The following is a 21,979-nucleotide window of genomic DNA, read 5'->3' as shown; positions in this document are numbered from 1 at the left end:
CTTCGCACTTCTCCGGATCATGCTTTAGCCCGGACGCCGCTCAGGCGGCGAACTTGCCGCCGAGCTCGTCCTCGATATGGATCCGGATGATGTCGTCGAACGTCTTCTCGGCCGTGGTGAAGCCGAGCTTCAGCGCGCGGTCGGTGGCGAAATCGCGCGGCCAGCCCGAGACGATGCTGATGATGGTCGGATCGGGCACCCGCTTGATCCGCGCGGTGACGTTCTTGCCGGCGACGCGCTCCAGCGACGCGATCTGCTCGCCGACGGTGACGGACATCCCGGGCATGCTGAGATTGCGCCGCGGCCCCATCGCATTGAGATCCATCGTGCCGGCGTGAACCAGAAAGCCGACCGCCGATTTCGGCGAGGCGTGCCAGTGCCGGACGTCCTCGGAGACCGGCAGCACCGCCTCCTCGCCCGCCAGCGGCTCGCGGATGATGTTCGAGAAGAAGCCGGACGCCGCCTTGTTCGGCTTGCCCGGACGCACGCAAATTGTCGGCAGGCGGATCGAGATCCCGTCGAGCAGACCCTTGCGGGTGTAATCGTTGATCAGGAGCTCACAAATCGACTTCTGGGTACCGTAGCTCGTCAGCGGCGTATGGAAGAATTCGTCGCCGATCTTCTCGGGGAACGGCGCGCCGAACACCGCGATCGAGGACGTGAACACCAGCCGCGGCTTGTAGCCGCCGCCGACGGCACGGATCGCGTCGATCAAATAGCGCGTGCCGTCGAGGTTGATCCGGTAGCCCTTGTCGAACTCGGCCTCGGCCTCGCCCGAGACGATTGCGGCGAGATGGAAGATCACCTCGGGACGCTCGGCGATCAAGGGCGCCGCGGCGCCGGCATCGGCGAAATCGGATGCGACTACATTGACCGGGATCGAGGCATTCGCGGGCTTGGCCGGAGCGACCACGTCCTGCAGCGTCATCCGGGTGATCTCCTGCTTGCCGAGGCGGCCCTCGCGCAAGAGACGCTCGGTCAGCTTGCGGCCGACCATGCCGGCGGCGCCCAGAATCAGAATGTGCACGACCCTGCTCCTTTTCTTGTCTTGTTGTTCGAATTCAGCTGCGGGCCTTGCGCGCTCATTCCTTCACGGCACCCGTCATCGCCGAGACATAATGCTCTACGAAGAACGCGTAAAGAATAACCAGCGGCAGCGAGCCGCATAGCGCCCCTGCCATCAGGGACCCCCAGCGATAGATATCACCGTCAACGAATTCGTTGACGATGGCGACCGGCACGGTCTTGTTGGGGGTCGATTGCAGGAACGTCAGCGCATAGATGAACTCGTTCCAGCACAGCGTGAAGCAGAAGATGAAGGCCGAGATCAGGCCGGGGACGGCGAGCGGCAGCACGATCTTGATCAGGATCTGCCAGCGGCTGGCGCCGTCGATCAGCGCGCATTCCTCGAGCTCGAACGGGATGGTCTTGAAATACCCCATCAACAGCCAGGTCGAGAACGGAATCAGGATCGTCGGATAGGTCAGGATCAGCGCCAGGGGCGAGTCGAACAGGCCGTACTGAAACACGACGGTCGCGAGCGGAATGAACAGGATCGACGGCGGCACCAGATAGGCCAGGAAGATCAGGCCGCCGACGACGTTGGCGCCCTTGTAGCGCAGCCGCACAATCGCATAGGCCGCGAGCACGCTCGCGATGATCGACAGCACGGTGGCGCCCACCGCCACATACATCGTGTTCCAGAGCCAGTGCGGATAGTAGCTCTCGAACAGCAGCTTGTGGATGTGCTTGAAGGTCGGATTCCAGGTCCAGAACGGATTGTACTTGTCGAGATCGAGCAGCTGCTCGTCCGGCTTGATCGCCGTCAGCCCCATCCAATAGAACGGGAACAGCAGGATGATCACGATGATCGACAGCGGGATGTAGAGCGTCACGATCCGCCGCGGCACCGACTGCAGGTAGCTCATGCCCTCGCTGTTGTCGACGCGCGACGGCGTCGACAGGATGCTCTTGACGTCGACCTTGGAGGCGGGAAGATCAGTCATTGCTCTCTCCCAGCGCGCGCGGGGCTTGCCCCGTTCGCGCAAAGAAACCCGTGAAGCGGCAGAGATCAGTCATTGCTCTCTCCCTGCTGCCACTTCCTGCGTTGCAGGCCGAACCATGACACCATGATCGCAGCAAGCAGGAACGGGATCATCGCGCTCGAGATCGCGGCGCCCTCGCCCAGCTGCCCCGCGATGATCGCGCGCTGATACGACAGCGTCGCCATCAAATGAGTGGCGTTGACCGGGCCGCCGCGGGTCATCGCCCAGATCAGCTGGAAGTCGGTGAAGGTGAACAGCACCGAGAACGTCATCACGACGGCGATGATCGGCGTCAGCAAGGGATAGGTGATGTAGCGAAACATCTGCCAGCGCGAGGCGCCATCCAACGTCGCCGCCTCATACAGCGACGGCTGCACGGTCTGCAGGCCCGCCAACAGCGTGATCGCCACGAACGGCACGCCGCGCCAGATATTGGCGAAGATCACGCAGATCCGGGCCCAGGTGGTGTCGCCGAGGAAATTGATGTTCTGGGTGATCAGGCCGAGATGCTTCAGCGACCAGGAGATGATCGAGAACTGGGAATCGAAGATCCACCAGAACGCCAGCGCCGACAGCACGGTCGGCACGATGAAGGGGATCAGCACCGCGGCGCGCAACAGCGCCTTGAACGGCATGCGCTCGTTGAGCAGCAGCGCCAGATAGAGCCCGACCGCGAACTTCACGGCGCTCGCGATGAAGGTGTAGAGTAGCGTGTTGAAGACCGACAGCCAGAAGATGGCGTCGTCCCACAGCCATTCATAGTTTTCGGTGCCGATGAAATGACCGACGCGGCCGATGCGGGTGTCGGTGAAGGACAGCCAGATGCCGAGCCCCAGCGGATAGGCCAGGAAGAAGACCAGGAACGCCATCGCCGGCAACATGAACCAGAAGCCGAGCCAGTTCTTGTTGTGGCGGAGCTGATCCCACGCGGTCGCTTCGCGGATTTCGGTCTTCGCACGTCGCGGAGCAAGGGCGATGTCAGCCATAGGCGATGTCCCGATTGCTCAACGGATTGAGCATGACTACGCAATATTCCAATGATGGCATTCCAATGATGACGCGGGCGGCGGCGCTCCGCCGCCCGCGTCCATCACATCAGCGATAGATACGCTTCAGTTGCCGTTCGGCTTCCGCCATCGCGGCCTTGCCGTCCTTGGCACCGGTGCAGTAGTTCGCGAACATGTCGACCACGATGAAGTCGGCGATCGCGGTCGCGGCCTTCTCGCCGGGCGTGCCGATGCCGGAGGCCGGCAGCGCGCGCTTCGAGGCCTGGCCGAACACCGCGTTCTTCGGGTCGGCCGTCCACACTGGCGCGGAGTCATAGGCGTTGAGCGTGTGGGTCAGATAGCCCCGCGCGCCGGTCAGCCACTTGTCGTAATTCTCCTTCTCCAGCATGAAGGCGACGAAGGCCTTTGCCGCGTTCGGATACTTCGTAAAGTTGAACGCGAGGATCGGAACCGCGAGCTGCAGCTCGGTCGGCTTGCCGATCGGCCCGACCGGCCACAGCGCGTGGTCGATATCGTCGGCGAGATCCTTCTTGCTCGGATCGTCCTTGGCAGCGATGTAGATCGAGATACCGTTCGAGGTCAGGAACAATTCGCCCGACAGGAACGCCTTGTTGTTGGAGGAGTCATTCCACGATGCGACACCCGGGATGAAAGTCTCCGACAGCGCCTTGGCGTATTCCAGCGCCTTCATGGTCTCCGGCGAGTTGATGATGACCTTGTCGTCCTTGTCGACGGTCCAGCCGTTGAAGCCCCAGAGGATGTTGTGCACCCAGGCATTGGCGTCCCCGGTGGCATGACCGAGTGCAAAGCCGGCGGGCGTGTTGTTCTTCTTCAGCGCCTTGCACAGTTCGAGATAGGCCGGGAAGTCGGACGGCACCTGTTTGAAGCCGGCCTTCTCAACCGCCGACTTGCGATAAGTCAAATAGCCCCCGACGGTTGCGACGGGAATGCCCAGCCAGTCATTGCCCTTCTTGCAGGTTGTGGCGGCGGCCTCGGTCCAGCCGCCGTACTTCTTGCCGAGATAATCGGCAACATCGTTCATCAGGAGGACCTTGGTCGGGAACAGCTGCGGCAGCGTGTGCAGGCCCCATGCCAGATCGAGGCCCGAACCGGTGTTGGCGGCGACCGAGGCCTTCGGCTGCACGTCCTCGAAGGATTCCGAGAACACATTCATCTCGGTGCCGGTTGCCGACTTGAAGGCCGCGACCATGGCGTTGAACGCATCGTCTTCCGACGGCACGAAGCGCTTCCAGCGCATCACGGTGAGCTTGGCGCCGGGCTCCGCCTTCCAGGGCGCGCTCTGCGCCCAGGCCTTGGCGAAGTCAAACAGCGCCGGCCCGGTGAGCATGCCGGTTGCAGCCAGCGCCGTGCCGCCCTGAAGTAGCGAGCGGCGAGTAAAATCGTGCATCGTCCTTCTCCCTATGATTGTGTTTTTGTTGTTTTTGATCTGGCCTGTTGGTCGGCCATTAAGATCGATCGGTCCGTCAGCTGTTCAGTCGTTTCCCCGTCGAATCGTCGAACAGATGGACCAGCGACGGATCCGGCTTGAGCCGAACCTTGTCGCCCGGGTTGAACAGATGGCGCTCGCGGAACACGGCGACGACCTGCTCGCCGCCGAGCTTGGCGAACACCTGGGTCTCCGAGCCGGTCGGCTCGACCACCACGATCTCGGCCTCGGCGCCGTCATCGGCGATGGTGAAGTGCTCGGGCCGCACGCCGTAGACCGCGGGTTGGCCGTCGGAATTGGCCGGCGCCGATTTCAGCGGCAGCTTGACGCCGTTCGGTCCCTCGAAATAGGCGGCGCCGTTCACCTTCACATTGCCCTTGAGGAAATTCATCGCCGGCGAGCCGATGAAACCGGCCACGAACTGGTTCGCCGGCGTGTCGTAGAGCTCGAGCGGCGAGCCCATCTGCTCGACGATGCCGTCATGCATCACGACGATCTTGTCGGCCATGGTCATGGCCTCGATCTGGTCGTGGGTGACGTAGACGGTCGTGGTCTTCAGCCGCTGGTGCAGCTCCTTGATCTCGGTGCGCATCGCAACACGCAGCTTGGCGTCGAGGTTCGACAGCGGCTCGTCGAACAGGAACACCTGGGGATCGCGCACGATGGCGCGGCCCATCGCGACGCGCTGGCGCTGGCCGCCGGAGAGCTGGCGGGGATAGCGCTCGAGCAGCGGCGTCAGCGCAAGGATTTCCGCGGCGCGCTTGACGCCGGTCGAGATCTCCTCGGGCTTGGCGCCGCGCAGCTTGAGCGAGAAGCCCATGTTGTCGGCGACCGTCATGTGCGGGTAGAGCGCGTAGTTCTGGAACACCATCGCAATGTCGCGCTCTTTGGGCTGGACATTGTTGACGACGCGGTCGCCGATCGAGATCGTTCCCGAAGTGATGTTCTCGAGCCCCGCCAGCATGCGCAGCAGGGTCGACTTGCCGCAGCCGGAAGGGCCGACCAGAACGACGAACTCGCCGTCCTCGATCGGGATCGACACGCCGTGCAGGACCTCGAAATTGCCGAACGATTTCCGCACGTCGCGAATCTGGACCGACGACATCCACTTCCCTCCCTCAAGTTCCCGACGACGTACGACGAGTGCCGCCACCGCTCTGTTTTGTTCCGGCCGCGCTGGGTGCGCGGCGCTGTTGGACTGGCGTTATTGTCCGCAGTTTATCCGGTTTTGGCAATCGTTCGATTAGCAATCGCTTGGTAGCGCTGTCAATATCAGTTTGTCTGCGACAAACGTCGTGATATGAGCGGCAAATGGCCCGAAAGCGCATCACGCCAGGCAAGATCCGGCTCGCCGAAGTCGCGAAGCTCGCCGGTGTCAGTCCGATTACGGCCTCACGGTTCTTCAGGAATCCGGAAGCACTTTCGGCCGGCAAGCGGGCGCGGGTCGAAAGTGCGGCAAAAGAACTCGGTTACGTGCCCAATCTCGCGGCACGCGCGCTTGCGTCGCAGCGCACGGAGGTGATCGGTGTCCTGATCCCGTCGCTGACCAACAACGTGTTCTCCGACGTGCTGCGCGGCATCTATGACGCGCTCGACGGCAGTCGCTACAGCATTCAGCTCGCCAACACCCGCTACAGCATCCTGCAGGAAGAGCGCCTGCTGCGTCTGTTTCTGGCACAGAAGCCCGCCGGGCTGATCATTACCGGCATCAACCAGACTGCCGATTCCCGCGGCATCATGGAGACGGTCGATTGTCCGATCGTCCAGATCATGGAGGTCGGTCCCTCCCCGATCGACATGATGATCGGATTCTCGCATTTTGACGCCGCGAAAGCGGCGATCGCCCACCTGCTCGCGCAGGGCTATCGGCGGATCGGCTTCCTCGGCGCGCGGATGGACCCGCGGGTGCAGCGCCGGCTCGACGGCTATCGCTTTGCGATGACGGAAGCCGCGCTGTTCGATCCACAGCTTATTGTGACAACGGCGATCCCGACCTCGGTCACGCTCGGCGGGACGCTGTTTGCCGACCTGCTCGCCAAGGCGCCCGACATCGACGCCGTGTTCTGCGTCAATGACGACCTTGCACTCGGCGCGCTGTTCGAGTGCAAGCGCCGGCACATGGCGGTGCCGGAGCAGATGGCGATCGTCGGCTTCAACGACCTCGAATTCATGGCGTCGAGCGAGCCGACGCTGAGCAGCGTGCGCACCAATCGCTATGAAATGGGCAGAAACGCTGCCGTGATGGTGATCGAGACGCTGGAAGGGCGCCGGCCCGCCGAACCCGTCGTCGATCTCGGCTTCAGTGTCATGGAACGGCAAAGCTCGGCGCGACGCAATTGACGTCGCCCGGCACCTGGCCGTCACAAGGGACGCGAAAAAAGATAAAATGATAGCGCAACCAAGCCCCTTCAACTAAGGTCCAATCCATCACACGAAACACCTGTGCGTGATCGGTCGGGTTTGTAATGCACGGCGATTTGCGCAAGGTAGCAACGACGTTGAACCAGAGCCCTTGAATGGGCCCACCAGAGTTTGCATTGCGGGAGAAACCAATGACAAAACCCCCCACCAACGGGCACAACGCCGCAGGCGCGACCAGCAAGGGCAAGGGCCGCAGGCTCCGCTCCCAGGAATGGTTCGACAACCCGCACAATCCGGGCATGACCGCGCTCTATCTCGAGCGCTACCTTAATTACGGCCTGACGCGAGAGGAATTGCAGTCGGGCAAGCCGATCATCGGCATCGCGCAGACCGGCAACGACCTGTCGCCCTGCAATCGGCATCACCTCGAGCTCGCACACCGCGTCCGCGAGGGCATCCGCGCCGCCGGCGGCATCGCGATGGAGTTTCCCACCCATCCGATCCAGGAGACCGGCAAGCGCCCGACCGCGGCGCTCGACCGCAACCTCGCCTATCTCGGCCTGGTCGAGGTGCTGTTCGGCTATCCGCTCGACGGCGTGGTGCTGACTACCGGCTGCGACAAGACCACGCCGGCCTGCATGATGGCGGCGGCGACCGTCAACCTGCCGGCGATCGTGCTGTCGGGCGGCCCGATGCTGAACGGCTGGCACGAGGGCCAGCGCACCGGCTCCGGCACCGTGGTGTGGAAGGCGCGCGAGCGGCTCGCCGCCGGCGAGATCGACTATGAGCAATTCATCGAGATCGTGGCCTCCTCGGCCCCCTCGGTCGGCCATTGCAACACGATGGGCACCGCCTCCACCATGAACTCGCTTGCGGAAGCGCTCGGCTTCTCGCTACCGGGCTGCGCGGCGATCCCGGCGCCGTATCGCGAGCGGGGCCAGATCGCCTACGAGACCGGCAAGCGCATCGTCGACATGGTCTGGGAAGACCTGAAGCCGTCGGACTTCCTGACGCGCGAGGCGTTCGAGAACTGCATCGTGGTCAACTCCGCGATCGGCGGCTCGACCAATGCACCGATCCATATCAATGCGCTGGCGCGCCATGTCGGCGTCGAGCTATCGATCGACGACTGGCAGAAATACGGCCATGACGTCCCGCTGCTGGTGAACATGCAGCCGGCCGGCTTCTATCTCGGCGAGGAATATCACCGCGCCGGCGGCGTGCCCTCGGTGGTGCGCGAGCTGATCAAGCACAAGCGCATCCACGAAGGCGCCCTCACCGTCAACGGCCGCACCATGGGCGAGAACTGCAAGGAAGCGCCGCAGCCCGACGGCGACGTGATCTGGGGCTACGACAAGCCGCTGGTGAAGGACGCCGGCTTCATCGTGCTGCGCGGCAATCTCTTTGATTCCGCGATCATGAAGACCAGCGTGATCTCGAAGGAATTCCGCGACCGCTATCTGTCCAACCCGAAGGACCTCAACGCCTTCGAGGGCCGCGCCATCGTGTTCGAGGGTCCGGAGGACTATCACGCGCGGATCGAGGATCCCGCGCTCGACATCGACGAGCACTGCGTCCTGTTCGTCCGCGGCACCGGCCCGATCGGCTATCCCGGCGGCGCCGAGGTCGTGAACATGCAGCCGCCCGCGGCGCTGATCAAACGCGGCATCCTGTCCCTGCCCTGCATCGGCGACGGAAGGCAGTCCGGCACCTCGGGCTCGCCCTCGATCCTCAACGCTTCGCCCGAGGCCGCCGCCGATGGCGGGCTCGCGATCCTGAAGACCGGCGACAAGGTGCGCATCGACCTCAACAAGGGCAGCGCCAACATCATGATCTCGGAGGATGAGCTGCGCACCCGCCGCGCCGAGCTGAAGGCCAAGGGCGGCTTCCCGCATCCGGCCAACCAGACGCCGTGGCAGGAGCTCTATCGCAAGACCGTCGGCCAGCACGCGACCGGCGCCTGCCTCGAGCTCGCGACGCGCTACCACGATATCGCCGGCAAGGTCGGCGTGGCGCGCGACAATCACTAGGACGCAAACCGTCATTGCCGGGCTCGACCCGGCAATCCATCGTTCTTCGAAAGATGGATGCGCGGGTCAAGCCCGCGCATGACACTGCAAATCGCCAAAGAAGGAAGAAACGCATGTCAGACCGCCTGAAGGGCAAACGCGCATTCGTAACCGCAGCGGCCGTCGGCATCGGCCGCGCCTGCGCGCTGGCCTTTGCCCGCGAGGGCGCGATCGTGTTCGCGACCGATATCGACGAAGGCAAGCTTGCGCTGCTCAAGCAGGAAGGCGTCGCCGAGGTTGCAAAGCTCGACGTGCGCGACACCGCAGCGGTCGAGGCAATTGCAAAACGCGCCGGCAAGACCGACATCCTGCTCAATGCCGCGGGCTTCGTGCATCACGGCACGGTGCTGGAGTGCTCGGACGACGACTGGAACTTCTCCTTCGACCTCAACGTCAAGTCGATGCACCGCACCACGCGCGCTTTCCTGCCCGGCATGCTGGCGCAGGGCGGCGGCGCCATCGTCAACATCGCCTCCGCCGCCGGCGCGGTGAAGGCGGCGCCGAACCGCTACGTCTATAGCGCCACCAAGGCCGCGGTTGCGGCACTGACGCGCTCGGTCGCGGCCGACTTCATCACCAAGGGCATCCGCTGCAACTGCATCTGCCCCGGCACCATCGAGACGCCTTCGATGCTTGAGCGTGCGGCGGCTGCCGGCCCGCAGGGACGCGAGATGTTCGTTGCGCGCCAGCCGATGGGCCGGCTCGGCACCGCCGAGGAAATCGCCGCGCTCGCCGTCTATCTTGCCAGCGACGAAAGCTCGTTCACCACAGGTGTCGCGCATGTCATCGACGGCGGCTGGACGCTCTAATCGGGAGGCAACATGAACAAGATCGATCTCAACGGCCGCTGTGCCGTCGTCACCGGCGGCGCGCAGGGATTTGGCCGCGCCATCACCGAGCGCTTTGTCGCGTCGGGCGCCAAGGTCGCGATCTGGGATTTCGACCAGCCGCTGGCCGAGAAGACCGCGCGGGCGATCGGCGAGAACGTGATCGCGATCAGGACCGACGTCACCGATCCCGACGCGGTCGACGCCGCGCGCGATCAAACGCTGCGGGCGTTCGGCAAGATCGACATTCTCGTCAACAACGCCGGGATCACCGGAGCCAACAAGCCGGTATGGGAAACCGATCTCGACGACTGGCGCAGGGTGATGCGCATCAATCTCGAGGGTCCCTTCATCTGCTGCAAGGCGATCGTGCCGACCATGATCGGCCACAAATACGGCCGCATCGTCAACATCGCCTCGATCGCCGGCAAGGAAGGCAATCCGAACGCCGCGCATTATTCGTCGTCGAAGGCGGGCCTGATCGCGCTCACCAAATCGCTCGGCAAGGAGCTCGCGCAGCACGACGTCCTGGTCAATGCGGTGACGCCGGCCGCGGCGAAGACCGCGATCTTCGACCAGATGACCCAGCAGCACATCGACTTCATGCTGTCGAAGATCCCGAAAGCCCGCTTCGTACAGGTCGAGGAGCTCGCCTCGATGGTGGCGTGGCTGGCGTCGGAAGACTGCGCCTTCTCCACCGGCGCGGTGTTCGACATCTCCGGCGGACGCGCGACCTATTAAATCGCCGCTCGCCTCGCCGGCTGGCGCAGCGCCGCGACGAGATGATCGGCCAGGAGTGACGCCGCGTGCGACAGGTTTTGCGCGCGATGCAGGCGGATCTCGGCCCGCGGCAGCCGCGGCATGCCGTCGCGCGCGGTCAGCCGACGCAGCGTCGGCGGAAAAGTCCCCGACTTGACCACGGTCACGGCGAGGCCCTGCGCCGCGATCGCCTCGACCGCGGACAGGCTGTGGCTGACAAAGGCGAGCCGCCACGGCCGGTTCGCCTCGTCCAGCGCCTGCATCGCCCAACTCCGGAACAGGCAGCCCTGCGGATAGAGCGCGACCGGTAGCGGATCGAGCGCTTCGACGCGATGCGCGGCGCTCGCGGCCCACACCGCCTGCTCGGTGCGCAGCAACTCGCCTTCGCCGCGTCCCTCGGGGTGCATCGCGATCACAAGGTCATAGGCTTCGCCGAGCCGGTCGGTCATCGTCGACGTCAGCCCCGTCTCCATCTCGACATGGATCAGCGGATAGCTGGCGATGAACTCCTTGAGCAGCGGCGGGACGATCATCGTCCCATAGTCGTCCATCACGCCAAGGCGAACCCGTCCATCCGTGCCATGCGCGCGCACCCGGCCAACCGCCTCCGCGTTGAGGCTCAGAATGCGACGGGCATAGCCAAGCAATCCCTCGCCTGCCGCACTCAGATCGACGCTGGACGTGCTGCGGTGAAACAGTTCGGCCTGCAGCCGCTCTTCCAGCCGCTTCACCTGCATGCTGACGGCGGATTGGGTCCGGTTCAGCGCCGAGGCCGCGCGGGTGAAGGAGCGATGCTCCGCCACCGCGACAAAGGCCTGCAGAAGATCCGGGTCCAGGATGGGCGCCCTCATAACGATATGTGATTTAGTCGATCAAATCTATTCCATTCCCTGATTATGTCTCGGTCCCTAGATTGCGCAAGCGAAACCAAGGGGCAACGGAATGGGCGAGATCTGGGGCGTGTTGGCGGCGGTGGCATCGAGCGCGCTGGGCGGCACTTCGATCGGGGCGACGCGGTTTCTGGTCGGCGCCATCGATCCGCTGGCGATCGGCGCGTTCCGCTTCGGCATCGGCGTCTTGCTGCTGCTGCCGCTGGCACTGCTGCAACGCCGGAGCTGGCCGACGCGGCACGACTGGTTCGGCGTTGCCGGCCTCGGCCTGCTGTTCTTTGCGGCGTTTCCGGTCCTGTTCAACGCCTCGCTGATCTTCACCACCGCCGCGCGCGGCGCGCTCGCGCTGTCGACACTGCCGCTGCTGACCATGCTGGTCGGCGCGGCGCTTGGCGCCGAAGCGCTCACCGCGCGCAAAACCGTCGGCGTACTGATCACCATCCTTGGCGTCTCGATGGCGCTGCTCTCCGGCCTCGCCACGGCGCCACGTGGCGCCTGGCGCGGCGACCTCTTGATGGTCGCGGCCGCGCTGTGCATGGCGCTCTACAGCATCTGGTCAAAACCCTATGTCCGCCGCTCCGGCCCGATCCCCTTCACCACGCTCGCGATGGCGGCCGGGGCCGTAGTGCTCATAACAGCGTCGCTGCTGCGCGGCAGTTTTGCGCCGGTTGCCGATTTCGGCGCGCCGCAATGGTTCGGCGCGATCTATCTCGGCGCGTTCGGCGCTGCGCTCACATTCTATCTCTGGGCCCTCGCGCTGGAGCGGACGACCCCGACCCGGGTCGCGATCTCGGTCACCGTCAATCCGATCGCGGCATCGCTGGTCGGCGCAGCGCTGCTCGGCGAGCCGTTGAGCTGGAATCTTGTGGCCGGCATCGTCACCGTTTTCGCCGGCATCTGGATCGCGACCACGCAGCCGCCCCTGGCGCACGCGGTCGCCCCCGACATGCGCTGACTGCGGCAACGCTCGCCAGCAAGGCCCTCAGCGAATCCGTGCTAGCCTGAGGTCCGGTCCCAGCGAACCCGAGGCGGCAAGCCATTGAACATTTCCCTGTATGACATCTCCGTCTGGGTATTGCCGGTGGTCATTGCGATCACATTTCACGAAGCCGCACACGGCTTTGTCGCGCACCGGCTCGGCGACGACACCGCCTGGCAGCTCGGCCGCGTCAGCTTCAACCCGCTGAAGCATATCGATCCGTTCGGCACGCTGATCCTGCCCGCGGTGCTGCTGTTCGCGCATTCGCCGTTCCTGTTCGGCTATGCCAAGCCGGTGCCGGTGAACTTCCGCAAGCTCAATCATCCCAAGCTCGACATGGTGTGGGTGGCACTGGCCGGCCCGGCCACCAACATCATCCTGGCGATCGCTGCGGCGCTGGCATTCCACGCGCTGCCATTGGTGCCGGCCGATGCCGCAAAATGGACCGCGGACAACCTGAAAAACGCCTTCCTGATCAACATCGTGCTCGCGATCTTCAACATGATGCCGATCCCGCCGCTGGACGGCGGCCGGGTCGCGGTCGGGCTGTTGCCAAGGCCGCTGGCGATCCCGCTCGCCCGGCTGGAGCCCTACGGCATGCTGATCCTGATCGGGCTGTTGATCCTGCTGCCGGTGATCGGCCAGCAAGTCGGCCTAAATCTTGATGTTATTTCAACGATACTGCGAACTCTGACCGGCTATGTAATCAACGCCCTTCTCCTCATTACCGGAAACACATAGCCTTGATTTGCGCTGATCCGACCGGAAAACCGGTAGCCATTCTTCCGGGTCGTGCGTTGAGGACGGGAACGCTTCGAGGCCATGGTGATCAAAGCTGCCGATATGCTGATTGCACGACGCGCCGACACCCGCGCGCGGGCCGACTTTGCGACCTGGAAGATGATGGCGAAGCTGAACGGCGCCTCCGCCTTGCCGCCCGAAGCGCAGAATTTCCTGGCCATTTACAACAAGCTGCTGGGACAGATGAGCGAAGCCGACGCCGGCGAGGCGACCATCCAGCAAATGTATCGCACCTATTATGTCGAGATGGGCGGCGCCGGCAAAGCGCCGGAGGTTCCGGCGCGCGCGCGTGAGCCGGTGGCCGACAGTGGCAATGTCACGGCGTTCCGCCGCCTGCCCGCCAAGAAGGCGAGCGCCTCCGACCCGAACGCCAAGCGTCCGATGCCGGTGGCGCTGATCTTCGCCTGCCTCGTCGTGATCTACGTCGCGATCCGGTACTACTGGAAATAGCGCCTGGAAATAGCGCCGTCCGCGCTTCACCCTATCCGCGTCTGATGATCGACCTCCGCACGCCGCGGCATCGCGTCGCGCGTCACCGGCTGCGCAATCGCCGTGGCGTGGAATATCGCGCACGGGCGATCGCGCCGGTGCTCTAGGCGATGCGCCCGATGCCGGGCATAATGCGGAACTCAAAAAAACAAAATCATACTGGAGGGAAGATGAAGCGTTCCATTGCAGCCTCGGTCACGACGGCCTTGGTCATGACCACGAGTCTTGCGTTCTGCGGCGGTGCGTCGGCGCAGACGATGGACAAGGTCGCAAAGGTCGGCGCGCTCGGCGATCAGTCCGGCCTCTATCAGGATATCGGCGGTCCCGGCTCGACGGTGGCGGCGCAGATGGCGATCGAGGATTCCGGGCTGCTGGCGAAGGGCTGGAAGATCGATCTGATCTCGGCCGATCACCAGAACAAGCCCGATGTCGCGGTCAACATCGGCAAGCAGTGGATCGACGTCGAGAAGGTCGACGTGTTCGTCGATCTCGCGGCCTCCAATGTCGGGCTCGCGATTGCCAACCTCTCGAAGGAGAAGAACGTCGTCAACCTGAACTCGGGCTCCGCCTCGTCCGACCTCACGGGCGCGCAGTGTTCTCCGAACACGGTACACTGGGTCTACGACACCTACATGCTCGCCAACGGCACCGGCAAGGCGCTGGTGAAATCCGGCGGCGACACCTGGTTCTTCCTCACCGCGGACTATGCGTTCGGCCAGGCGCTCGAGCGCGACACCTCGGCGGTGGTCACCGCGAATGGCGGCAAGGTGCTCGGCAGCGTCAAGCATCCGCTCAACAATGCCGACTTCTCGTCGTTCCTGGTGCAGGCGCAGAGCTCGAAGGCCAAGATCGTCGGCCTTGCCAATGCCGGCGGCGACACCACCAACGCGATCAAGCAGGCCGCGGAATTCGGCATCGTCTCGGGCGGCCAGCGGCTTGCCGGCATGCTGCTGTTCATCACCGACATCAACGCGCTCGGCCTCAACGTCGCGCAGGGGCTGAACTTCACCGAGACGTTCTACTGGGACATGAACGACCAGACCCGCGCCTTCACCAAGCGCTTCATGGAGCGCTTCAAGAAGAACCCGCCGACCATGGTGCAGGCCGGCGTCTATTCGTCGCTGATCCACTATTTCAAGGCGCTGGAAGCGCTCGGCGGCAATCCGCATGACGGTCGCGCCGTGGTCGCCAAGATGAAGGAGCTGCCGACCGACGATCCCCTGTTCGGCAAGGGCTCGATCCGCGTCGACGGCCGCAAGATCCACCCCGCCTATCTGTTCGAGGTGAAGAAGCCGTCGGACTCGAAATATCCGTGGGACTATTACAAGCTGGTCGCCACCATCCCCGCGGATGAGGCCTGGCTGCCGCTCGAGAAGAGCGTTTGCCCGCTGGTGAAGAAGAGCTGAGACAGCGTCATTCCGGGGCTCGCGGCTTCGTCGCGCCCCGGAAGGACAACGGCTACTTCTTCGGCTTGTTGTAGTTGACGTCGAGGCTGAAGGAGAACTGATCGTCGGTCAGGTCGGCCGGCGGTGCCGGGACTGGATCGGAACGGTGGACCATCGAGATCGCCGCGTCGTCGAAGGCGGCATCTCCGGACGATTCCAGCACGGCAACCGACAGCACCTTGCCCAGACGATTCAGCACCAGGGCGACCTTCACCTTGGCCTCCTTGGCCTTACCCTTCTCCGGGAATTTCTTGTGCAGGTCGAGATAAGCGCTGATCTTCTTGCCCCACTTGGCGGTCAGCAGCAGCTTGTCCTTGCCGATGCCTGGGTTGGGTGCCTTGGTGGTTTCCGACTGACGCGCGTCCTCCAGCTTGGTCGGCGCGGCCGCCTCCGAGGCCTGCTGCGCTTCCTGCGCGTTGGTCTCGACCTTGGCGACCTTGGCCTCCTCCTCCTTCTGCTTCTTGGCGGTGTCTTCCGTCACGATGCGATCGGGGTCGTCGGACTCCACCGGCTTTTCCTGAGGCAGGTCGGTGTCCTTCACCTCGGCCTTCTGCTGCGCCATTTCCTGCACAGCCTGCTGGTCGTCAGCCAGCGGTCCGGGCGGTAAGGCCTCTTCGGTCGCATCCGCGGAAGCCAGCTCGACGGCGTACTCCGCGCCGGCAGCGCCGAGCCCCTCGTCGCCGTCGTCGCCGCGCAAATTGGTGAGCGCCAGCGCGGCACCGCCCAGATGCAGCCCGACCGCCGTCACGGCAGCGATCACCCAGAGCCGCTTCGAGGTCCGCAGATCGAGATCGGGGTTGGTGGACATCGCGTTCGCCGTCAGGGTTTGGCAGGATCGGCCTGCGCGGCCGCGGGCGCTCCCGGAACGCCCTCAAGCGTAACCAGCTTCACATGCGTGTAGCCGCCGGCGCGCAGCAGCTCCATCACGCCCATCAGCTCGCCATAGGGTACCATCCGATCGGCCCGCAGGAACACGTATTTGTCCCGGCTCATGTCGGGTATGGCATCCAGCGAATTGACCAGGTCGACGCGCTTCACCGCGTTCTCCCCAATCGCCAGCGTCAGATCCGGCTTGATGCTGAGATAGGTCGGCTTGTCTGGCTTCTTCTGCGGCGTCGCGCTGGAGGTCGGCAGATCGATCGGAAGATCGACGGTCGAGAGCGGTGCCGCCACCATGAAGATGATCAGCAGCACCAGCATGACGTCGATGAACGGCGTGACGTTGATCTCGTGCGATTCCGCGAAATCGTCGTCGCCATCATTCTCGGAGATCGAGACCGCCATCGCTTACTCCGCCGCCGCGGTGCGCGCATGCGCGCCGCGCGGAACGTCACCATGGGTGCGGTCGAGATCGCGCGACAAGAGCCGTCCCGCGGCGCCCGAGGCGCGGTTGACGAGCTCGAGATAGACCTTCGTGACGCGCGAGAAGTGGTTGTATATGATCACGGCCGGGATCGCCGCGACGAGACCGATCGCGGTCGCGAGCAGCGCTTCCGCGATGCCCGGCGCCACCACGGCAAGGTTGGTCGTCTGCGACTTCGAAATGCCGATGAAGCTGTTCATGATGCCCCAGACCGTGCCGAACAGGCCGACAAAGGGCGACGTCGCGCCGATGGTCGCGAGCAGGCCCATGCCGATGCGGATCTTGCGGGCTTCGGCGCGCACGATCTCGGCGAAGCTCGACGCGGCGCGCTCCTTGATGCCGCTGTCGCTCGAGATGCCCGCCGACAGGCGCCCCTCGCGCATCGCAGCCGCGATGAACGACGACAGCACGCTACCCTTGGCGCCGAGCGCGAACTGCGCTTCGGCCAGCGACCGCGATTCAGCGATCTTGGCCAGCGCGCCACGCAGCTTGCGCTGCGCCACGGTCAGCTCGACCATCTTGGCAATGAACACGGTCCAGGTCACGAGCGAGGCGAAAGCGAGACCGAGCATCACCGCCTTCACGATGATGTCGGCGTTCAAGAACATATTCCACGGCGACAATTCGTGCAGGCCGGTCGAGGTCGACTTCAGCGACTTGCCGTCGCCGCTCGCGGGCACAGCCAGGGAGGCCTCGTTCGCCGTCGGAGCCGGAGCTGCCGCGGCAGGGGCCGGCGCGGCCTGCGCCTGCGGCGCCGCTTGTGCCGGCTGGGCGGCCACCGGCGCGGCTTGGGCAGCAGCCGCAGGCTGGGCTGCCGCCGGCTGGGCCGTGGGTGTGGGCTGAGGCCGGGTCACGGGCGCGGGCTGCGCTACAGGCGCCGTTTGCTGCTGCGCCGAAGACGGCGCGGCCAGCATCAGCATCGCCAGCGAGGCGATCATGGCGGATGCAGCGGGGAACTTGAATGTCATCATCAGTTACACTTCAGCCCAGTGACGGATCAGGTTGTGATAAATCCCGGTCAATTTGACCGTTTCGGGGTCATCGCGCCCCAGCCGCTCCACCAGAGCCTGGATCGCTGTATCGAGATCAAAGATCAGGCTGCGCGCGTGTGCATCCCGTACCATGCTCTGCAGCCAGAAAAAAGACGCTACCCGCGTCCCCCGCGTGACCGGCGTGACCAGATGCAAACTGGAAGCAGGATAAACTACCAGATCGCCCGCCGGCAGCTTGATTTCGTGGGATCCGTAGAGGTCTTCGATGACGAGCTCGCCGCCATCGTAGTCCTCCGGCTCCGATAAAAACAGCGTGACCGAGAGGTCGGTGCGGATCCTCATCCCGGTCAGCCTGTCGCCGCGCACCGCATTGTCGACGTGCAGGCCGAAATGGTGCCCGTCGCTGGCGGCATAGCGGTTGAACAAGGGTGGAAAGATTCTAAGGGGGATCGCCGCCGAAATGAAGCGCGGGCTCGCCGACAGCGCCGACAGGATGCGGTTGCCGAGCTGCCGCGCGACCTCGCTGTCGGGCGGCAGCTGCTCGTTGCGCTTGACCATCGCGGACGCGGCGCCGGCGGTCGAGCGGCCGTCCTCCCATTCGGCTTGCGCCATGATGCGGCGGAAGTCCGCCACATCAGCCTTGCTCAATACGTTGGGAACACAGACCAGCATCTGTCGCCGCGAAGCCTCCGTCAGTAACGCGCAGAAACAACCAGATACGCGGCGCGTCCCGGCGCTTCGAGCACGAACGGCGCCGCGCTCTGGTACAGCGCGTCGTAGTAGCGCTTGTCGAAGATGTTGTTGACGAACAGCTTCATCGTCCAGTGCTTGTCGATCTTTGCTTCGGCAAAGGCGTCGAAGCGCCAGTAGCTCGGGATCGAGGTGCCCTGGTTCGCCGCGAGCAGCGTGCCGCCATAGACCTTCGAGCGGTACACCGCCTGCCCGCCAAGCTCCCACATGTCGGTGAGCTGGTACTTGGTCAGCATGCTGAACGACTGATGCGCGACGTTGGCGAGCGGCAGTCCGACATTGCTGGAATACAGGATGGTGTTGGCCGGCGGCGCGAGCGACCTCGTCACTGCCGACTGCATCAGCACGAGACCGCCGAACACGCTCCATTTGTCGGTGATCTTGCCGCCGACGCCGAGATCGATGCCGCGGATGCGGTAAGCCGCGCCCGCGGTGATGCAGGAAATGTTGCCGGTCGTCCCGGTCGGATAGGAGCAGCCGAGCGCTGCGGCCGCGGTTGCGTTGTTCACGTTCTGCGATTCGCGCGCATTTTCCTTCTCGGTCTGGAACAGCGCCGCCGTCACCAGCAGATGACGATCGAACAATTCCCACTTGGTGCCGACTTCGATCGCCTTGTTCTTTTCCGGCCCGAAGATCTGGGTATTGCCGCCGTTCAGCACGGGAGACAGGCCGCCATACGCAGTGCTGGTGCCGTCGAATTCAGCGCCGACAGGGTTGGACGAGGTCGCATAGGCCGCATAAACGCTGCCGTTCGGCAACGGCTTCAATGTGACGCCGAGATTGAAGTTCGGCATCCCGAAGTCGGCCGACTGACTACCGAATGTCGTCCTGTTGCCCGACGTCAGATATCCCGACGTGTTGATCTTGTAGTCGTCGTAGCGGATACCGCCATTGAGGATCACGAAGTCATTGTAGTTCGCGGTATCCATGATGTAGCCGCTGGTGGTGTCGATCCCGATCTTGGTCGGCATCCCGGACAGCCCCGACGGAATCGGGAACGGAATGTTGGTATATTGCGGATTGAACACGCTGACGCCGGAGAGCGATCCGCTTCCCGTGAAAGCCGACGTACCGGTCGTTATTTCCGAGCTCAGGCCGAGATATCTGTCGATCGAGGACCGCTCGTTGTCGTATTCGACGCCGGCCGTCGTCGTGTGCTTGAAGCCGAGGCCGTCGACCGACTTGTAGGTCGCCTCGGTCTGGTTGGCGAACACGTCGGTGACCTGGTAGCGGCTTTGCGGATTGGCGCTCAGCGTATACGCCGTGAACGGAGCGCCGGCGGCCAGCGTCGGGGCTTCCGGCAGCGTGCCGATGTAGTTCTGGGTCGAACGCGATTCCCGGATCTTGTTGCTGACCACGAGGTCCGGCGTGATCTGCACCTCGGCGTTGATCGTGCCGATGTCCTGCCCGGTCCTGAAGAAGTCGCGGTTGACGAAGCCGTAGAAATTATTGCGATTGACGCCGAAGTCCGGGAACGGACCGCCGGCCGTGCTCGCGGTGCTCGGCCGGTAGTACGGCACGCCGAAATCCGGGATGCCGGTGAGCTCGGTGTGAATGTAGTTGCCGGTGATCTTCACCGCGTCGACCGGCTTCCACGTGCCGGCGACGAACGCGCCGTTGCGGTCGTCGGTGACATAGCTGCGGCCGGCGACGCCGGCATCCTGGAACAGGCCGCCGGCGCGGATCGCCAGCGTCGGGCTGATCACCTGGTTGACGTCGAGCGTCACCCGCTTGGTGCGATCGGTGCCGAACGTGGTGTCCATGTTGTAGAAGCTGTTCTGCGTCGTCGCCTGCTTGGTGACGATGTTGATCGCGCCGCCGGTGGTGCCGCGCCCTGCAAAGGACGAGCCCGGGCCGCGCAGGATCTCGACCTGCTCGGTGAAGAAGTTCTCGCGGACGCTGACGCCGGAGTCGCGCACGCCGTCGATGAAGATATCGTTGCGTGCGTCGAAGCCGCGGATGAAGAAGCGGTCGCCGAAGGCATTGCCGCCCTCGCCCGTGCCGAGCGTGACGCCGGCCGTCGACAGGATCGCCGACTTCAGCGATGTGGCGTTCTTGTCTTCGAGCACGTCCTTGGTCAGCACCGTGACCGATTTCGGCGTGTTCAGGATTGGCTCGGGATATTTCCCGGACGACTGCAAACGGTCGCCCTTGTACGGCGCGGCCGGATCCGCATAGGGATCGCGGTCGGCGGGAAGACCGCCGGCGTTGGGAAACGGCACCGGCGCCTGCTGGGCCTGCTGGTTGTTGCGGCGCGCGGCGCGGCGCAGCGCGTTGCGGGCGCGGACCTGGTTCGACGTGGGCTTTGACGTCACGGGCCGCTGGCGAGCGACCGGGGCATCGACATTCACCGGCGGCAGGTTGGATTGCTGCGCTTCGGCCCCCGAAAACGACGCCACCGCGATCAGGCTCGCGACTGCGGAGACCTTCGTGGCGGAATAACCGGTGTCATCAGCCGAACCGATCGCTGCATCAAAGCGCAGCGATCTCGGCGCCTTCATATTGCTCATGTCTTGCTCGCCCCAGAAAAGTCAGCCCGCTCGCGAAATCAAGCTGCGACGAACTGTCTCTTTCGGTTATCGAGCGTGACTTTTTTTATCAATGCGACGACCGCAACAGTTGGCTTGAATCGCCCCAATTCAAAGCGATTCTAATCTGCGGTTTGAAATCGTTCTAAACTGTAGTTTTTAAGCGTTCTAATAATCGTTCTAAATCGGTGCCGCCCGCCATTGACCGCCGCTTGCGGGGCGCTGTCCATGCGTGCGTCCACCCGATCACTCGGCGCTTGGTGGCTTCATCAGCGAAAACAGCTCGTCGATCGTCCGCTGCGCGACCTGCCGCACGCGGTCGCTGTTTTCGAGGCCGGCGATATTGACGCCGTTGACGACCGCTTTGATCTCGTCGCGGAAGTCGGTGAGAAAACGCAGCGGGTCCCGCTGCTCGTTGGCGACGCGCGCGATCAATCCGGTGACCAGGATCTGGCATGCCATCATGCGCCCGTTCAACTCATCCATCGCGGCCCTCATCCTCTCGCATCGTCGCTGCGCGATATGAACGACATCCCGCGACGTTTCAACCGGCTCGCGCAAGCTGCAACAGATGAACCGATGGAGAGCCGGATCTGGTCGCGATGACATGCGCTATTTCGCAGCGATGCGCTCCGCCTCCTCGCCGAGCGCCTTGATGCGATCCTTGACCTCGCGAAGCGTGGCGAGGCCGCTTTCGACATGCTTGTCCGAGACGTCGCGCAACACGTCGCCGGCGATCGCGTCGCGCAAACTGTCGAGATCGTCGACGAGGCGGCGCCCGCTCCTGGTCAGGAACAGGCGATTGGCACGGCGATCCCTGGGATCGGGACGCCGTTCGAGCAAGCCATGCTCGACCAGGCGGTCGAGCAGCCGCACCAGCGAGATCGGCTGCAATTCGAGGACGTCGGCGAGATCGACCTGGGACAGTCCCTCCTGCTCGCGCAGGCGGAAGAGCACGATCCATTGCGCGCGCGTGGTGCCTCGCGCCTTGGCGCGATGATCGATATAATTGCGCAGCAGCCGGGAACTCTCGACGAGCTGCGCAATAAACTGGCGTTTGAGATCGAGCGACATAGGGGTCCTCGGTGCGTTTCCCAGACGAAATGTTTCTGCTCGTTTCTGACCTAAACCTTTCCAAATGTTTAGGATTCTCAAGCCTTGGTGTGTTTACACATTAAGTGCACGCATATTATATCCGCAAGCTCTGTGAACCGTTTCGATCACCCT

Annotated in this window: 21 protein-coding genes; 8 read left to right on the top strand and 13 right to left on the bottom strand. The window is 64.0% G+C overall.

Annotation, left to right across the window (positions count from 1 at the left end; translation table 11 throughout):
- Nucleotides 1-40 precede the first annotated feature (40 nt).
- The 5 genes from denD to ACE10X_RS18700 form a co-directional block, all read right to left on the bottom strand.
- Nucleotides 41-1,027 (bottom strand): D-erythronate dehydrogenase, encoded by a 987-nt coding sequence (denD, locus tag ACE10X_RS18720; protein ID WP_028344631.1) that lies wholly within the window; start codon nt 1,025-1,027, stop codon nt 41-43.
- A 55-nt stretch (nt 1,028-1,082) separates the two neighbouring features.
- Nucleotides 1,083-2,006: a carbohydrate ABC transporter permease gene (locus tag ACE10X_RS18715; protein WP_038384101.1), complete on the bottom strand. Its 924-nt coding sequence runs from the start codon at nt 2,004-2,006 to the stop codon at nt 1,083-1,085.
- A gap of 65 nt (nt 2,007-2,071) precedes the next feature.
- On the bottom strand, nt 2,072-3,031 hold the full coding sequence (locus ACE10X_RS18710; RefSeq protein WP_038384100.1) for a carbohydrate ABC transporter permease: 960 nt from the start codon (nt 3,029-3,031) through the stop codon (nt 2,072-2,074).
- Nucleotides 3,032-3,140: 109 nt separating this feature from the next.
- Nucleotides 3,141-4,460, bottom strand: coding sequence for an ABC transporter substrate-binding protein (locus tag ACE10X_RS18705; RefSeq protein ID WP_038384099.1), 1,320 nt, complete (start codon nt 4,458-4,460; stop codon nt 3,141-3,143).
- A 76-nt stretch (nt 4,461-4,536) separates the two neighbouring features.
- Nucleotides 4,537-5,604, bottom strand: coding sequence for an ABC transporter ATP-binding protein (locus ACE10X_RS18700; RefSeq protein ID WP_028334988.1), 1,068 nt, complete (start codon nt 5,602-5,604; stop codon nt 4,537-4,539).
- A gap of 206 nt (nt 5,605-5,810) precedes the next feature.
- Between ACE10X_RS18700 and ACE10X_RS18695 the strand changes: the two genes are divergently transcribed.
- The 4 genes from ACE10X_RS18695 to ACE10X_RS18680 all read left to right on the top strand — a co-directional run bounded on the left by ACE10X_RS18695 (nt 5,811) and on the right by ACE10X_RS18680 (nt 10,497).
- Complete coding sequence (locus ACE10X_RS18695) at nt 5,811-6,839, top strand: LacI family DNA-binding transcriptional regulator (RefSeq protein WP_038384098.1); 1,029 nt, start codon at nt 5,811-5,813, stop codon at nt 6,837-6,839.
- 212 nt (nt 6,840-7,051) lie between these two features.
- A complete protein-coding gene (locus tag ACE10X_RS18690; RefSeq protein WP_038384097.1) occupies nt 7,052-8,890 on the top strand; it encodes an IlvD/Edd family dehydratase in 1,839 nt (612 codons plus the stop codon).
- A gap of 113 nt (nt 8,891-9,003) precedes the next feature.
- The gene (locus ACE10X_RS18685; protein ID WP_038384096.1) at nt 9,004-9,738 is read left to right on the top strand and encodes an SDR family oxidoreductase; all 735 of its coding nucleotides are present in this window, start codon (nt 9,004-9,006) and stop codon (nt 9,736-9,738) included.
- Between the two features lie 12 nt (nt 9,739-9,750).
- On the top strand, nt 9,751-10,497 hold the full coding sequence (locus ACE10X_RS18680) for an SDR family NAD(P)-dependent oxidoreductase (RefSeq protein WP_038384095.1): 747 nt from the start codon (nt 9,751-9,753) through the stop codon (nt 10,495-10,497).
- Here the strand turns inward: ACE10X_RS18680 and ACE10X_RS18675 are convergent.
- Nucleotides 10,494-11,366 carry a LysR substrate-binding domain-containing protein gene (locus ACE10X_RS18675; protein ID WP_038384094.1) on the bottom strand — a complete coding sequence of 291 codons (873 nt, stop codon included), beginning with the start codon at nt 11,364-11,366 and terminating at the stop codon, nt 10,494-10,496. The two genes, ACE10X_RS18680 and ACE10X_RS18675, sit on opposite strands and share 4 nt — an antisense overlap.
- Nucleotides 11,367-11,457: 91 nt before the next feature.
- Between ACE10X_RS18675 and ACE10X_RS18670 the strand changes: the two genes are divergently transcribed.
- From ACE10X_RS18670 to ACE10X_RS18655, 4 genes are all read left to right on the top strand, one after another.
- Nucleotides 11,458-12,360 carry a DMT family transporter gene (locus tag ACE10X_RS18670; protein ID WP_038384093.1) on the top strand — a complete coding sequence of 301 codons (903 nt, stop codon included), beginning with the start codon at nt 11,458-11,460 and terminating at the stop codon, nt 12,358-12,360.
- A gap of 84 nt (nt 12,361-12,444) precedes the next feature.
- Entirely contained in the window at nt 12,445-13,125 is a 681-nt protein-coding gene (locus ACE10X_RS18665) for a site-2 protease family protein (protein WP_038384092.1), read from the top strand.
- A 102-nt stretch (nt 13,126-13,227) separates the two neighbouring features.
- The gene (locus ACE10X_RS18660) at nt 13,228-13,635 is read left to right on the top strand and encodes a hypothetical protein (protein WP_038384104.1); all 408 of its coding nucleotides are present in this window, start codon (nt 13,228-13,230) and stop codon (nt 13,633-13,635) included.
- 209 nt (nt 13,636-13,844) lie between these two features.
- Nucleotides 13,845-15,080, top strand: coding sequence for an ABC transporter substrate-binding protein (locus tag ACE10X_RS18655; RefSeq protein ID WP_375764453.1), 1,236 nt, complete (start codon nt 13,845-13,847; stop codon nt 15,078-15,080).
- A 52-nt stretch (nt 15,081-15,132) separates the two neighbouring features.
- Here the strand turns inward: ACE10X_RS18655 and ACE10X_RS18650 are convergent, their stop codons facing one another.
- From ACE10X_RS18650 to ACE10X_RS18620, 7 genes are all read right to left on the bottom strand, one after another.
- Entirely contained in the window at nt 15,133-15,927 is a 795-nt protein-coding gene (locus tag ACE10X_RS18650; RefSeq protein WP_038384090.1) for a TonB family protein, read from the bottom strand.
- A gap of 11 nt (nt 15,928-15,938) precedes the next feature.
- Complete coding sequence (exbD, locus tag ACE10X_RS18645; protein WP_038384089.1) at nt 15,939-16,403, bottom strand: TonB system transport protein ExbD; 465 nt, start codon at nt 16,401-16,403, stop codon at nt 15,939-15,941.
- 3 nt (nt 16,404-16,406) lie between these two features.
- Nucleotides 16,407-17,453, bottom strand: coding sequence for a tonB-system energizer ExbB (gene exbB / locus ACE10X_RS18640; protein WP_304555799.1), 1,047 nt, complete (start codon nt 17,451-17,453; stop codon nt 16,407-16,409).
- A gap of 3 nt (nt 17,454-17,456) precedes the next feature.
- Nucleotides 17,457-18,146 (bottom strand): Fe2+-dependent dioxygenase, encoded by a 690-nt coding sequence (locus tag ACE10X_RS18635; protein WP_028334318.1) that lies wholly within the window; start codon nt 18,144-18,146, stop codon nt 17,457-17,459.
- Between the two features lie 20 nt (nt 18,147-18,166).
- The gene (locus ACE10X_RS18630) at nt 18,167-20,734 is read right to left on the bottom strand and encodes a TonB-dependent receptor (protein WP_375764452.1); all 2,568 of its coding nucleotides are present in this window, start codon (nt 20,732-20,734) and stop codon (nt 18,167-18,169) included.
- Between the two features lie 264 nt (nt 20,735-20,998).
- Entirely contained in the window at nt 20,999-21,238 is a 240-nt protein-coding gene (locus ACE10X_RS18625; RefSeq protein WP_028344615.1) for a hypothetical protein, read from the bottom strand.
- Nucleotides 21,239-21,364: 126 nt separating this feature from the next.
- Nucleotides 21,365-21,826 (bottom strand): MarR family winged helix-turn-helix transcriptional regulator, encoded by a 462-nt coding sequence (locus tag ACE10X_RS18620; protein WP_016841339.1) that lies wholly within the window; start codon nt 21,824-21,826, stop codon nt 21,365-21,367.
- Nucleotides 21,827-21,979 lie beyond the last annotated feature (153 nt).

This window comes from Bradyrhizobium sp. Pha-3 (genome assembly GCF_042258325.1).
GTDB lineage: Bacteria > Pseudomonadota > Alphaproteobacteria > Rhizobiales > Xanthobacteraceae > Bradyrhizobium > Bradyrhizobium elkanii.
The sequence above is the reverse complement of the archived record's forward strand: the minus strand, read 5'-3'. Positions and strand labels throughout refer to the sequence as shown.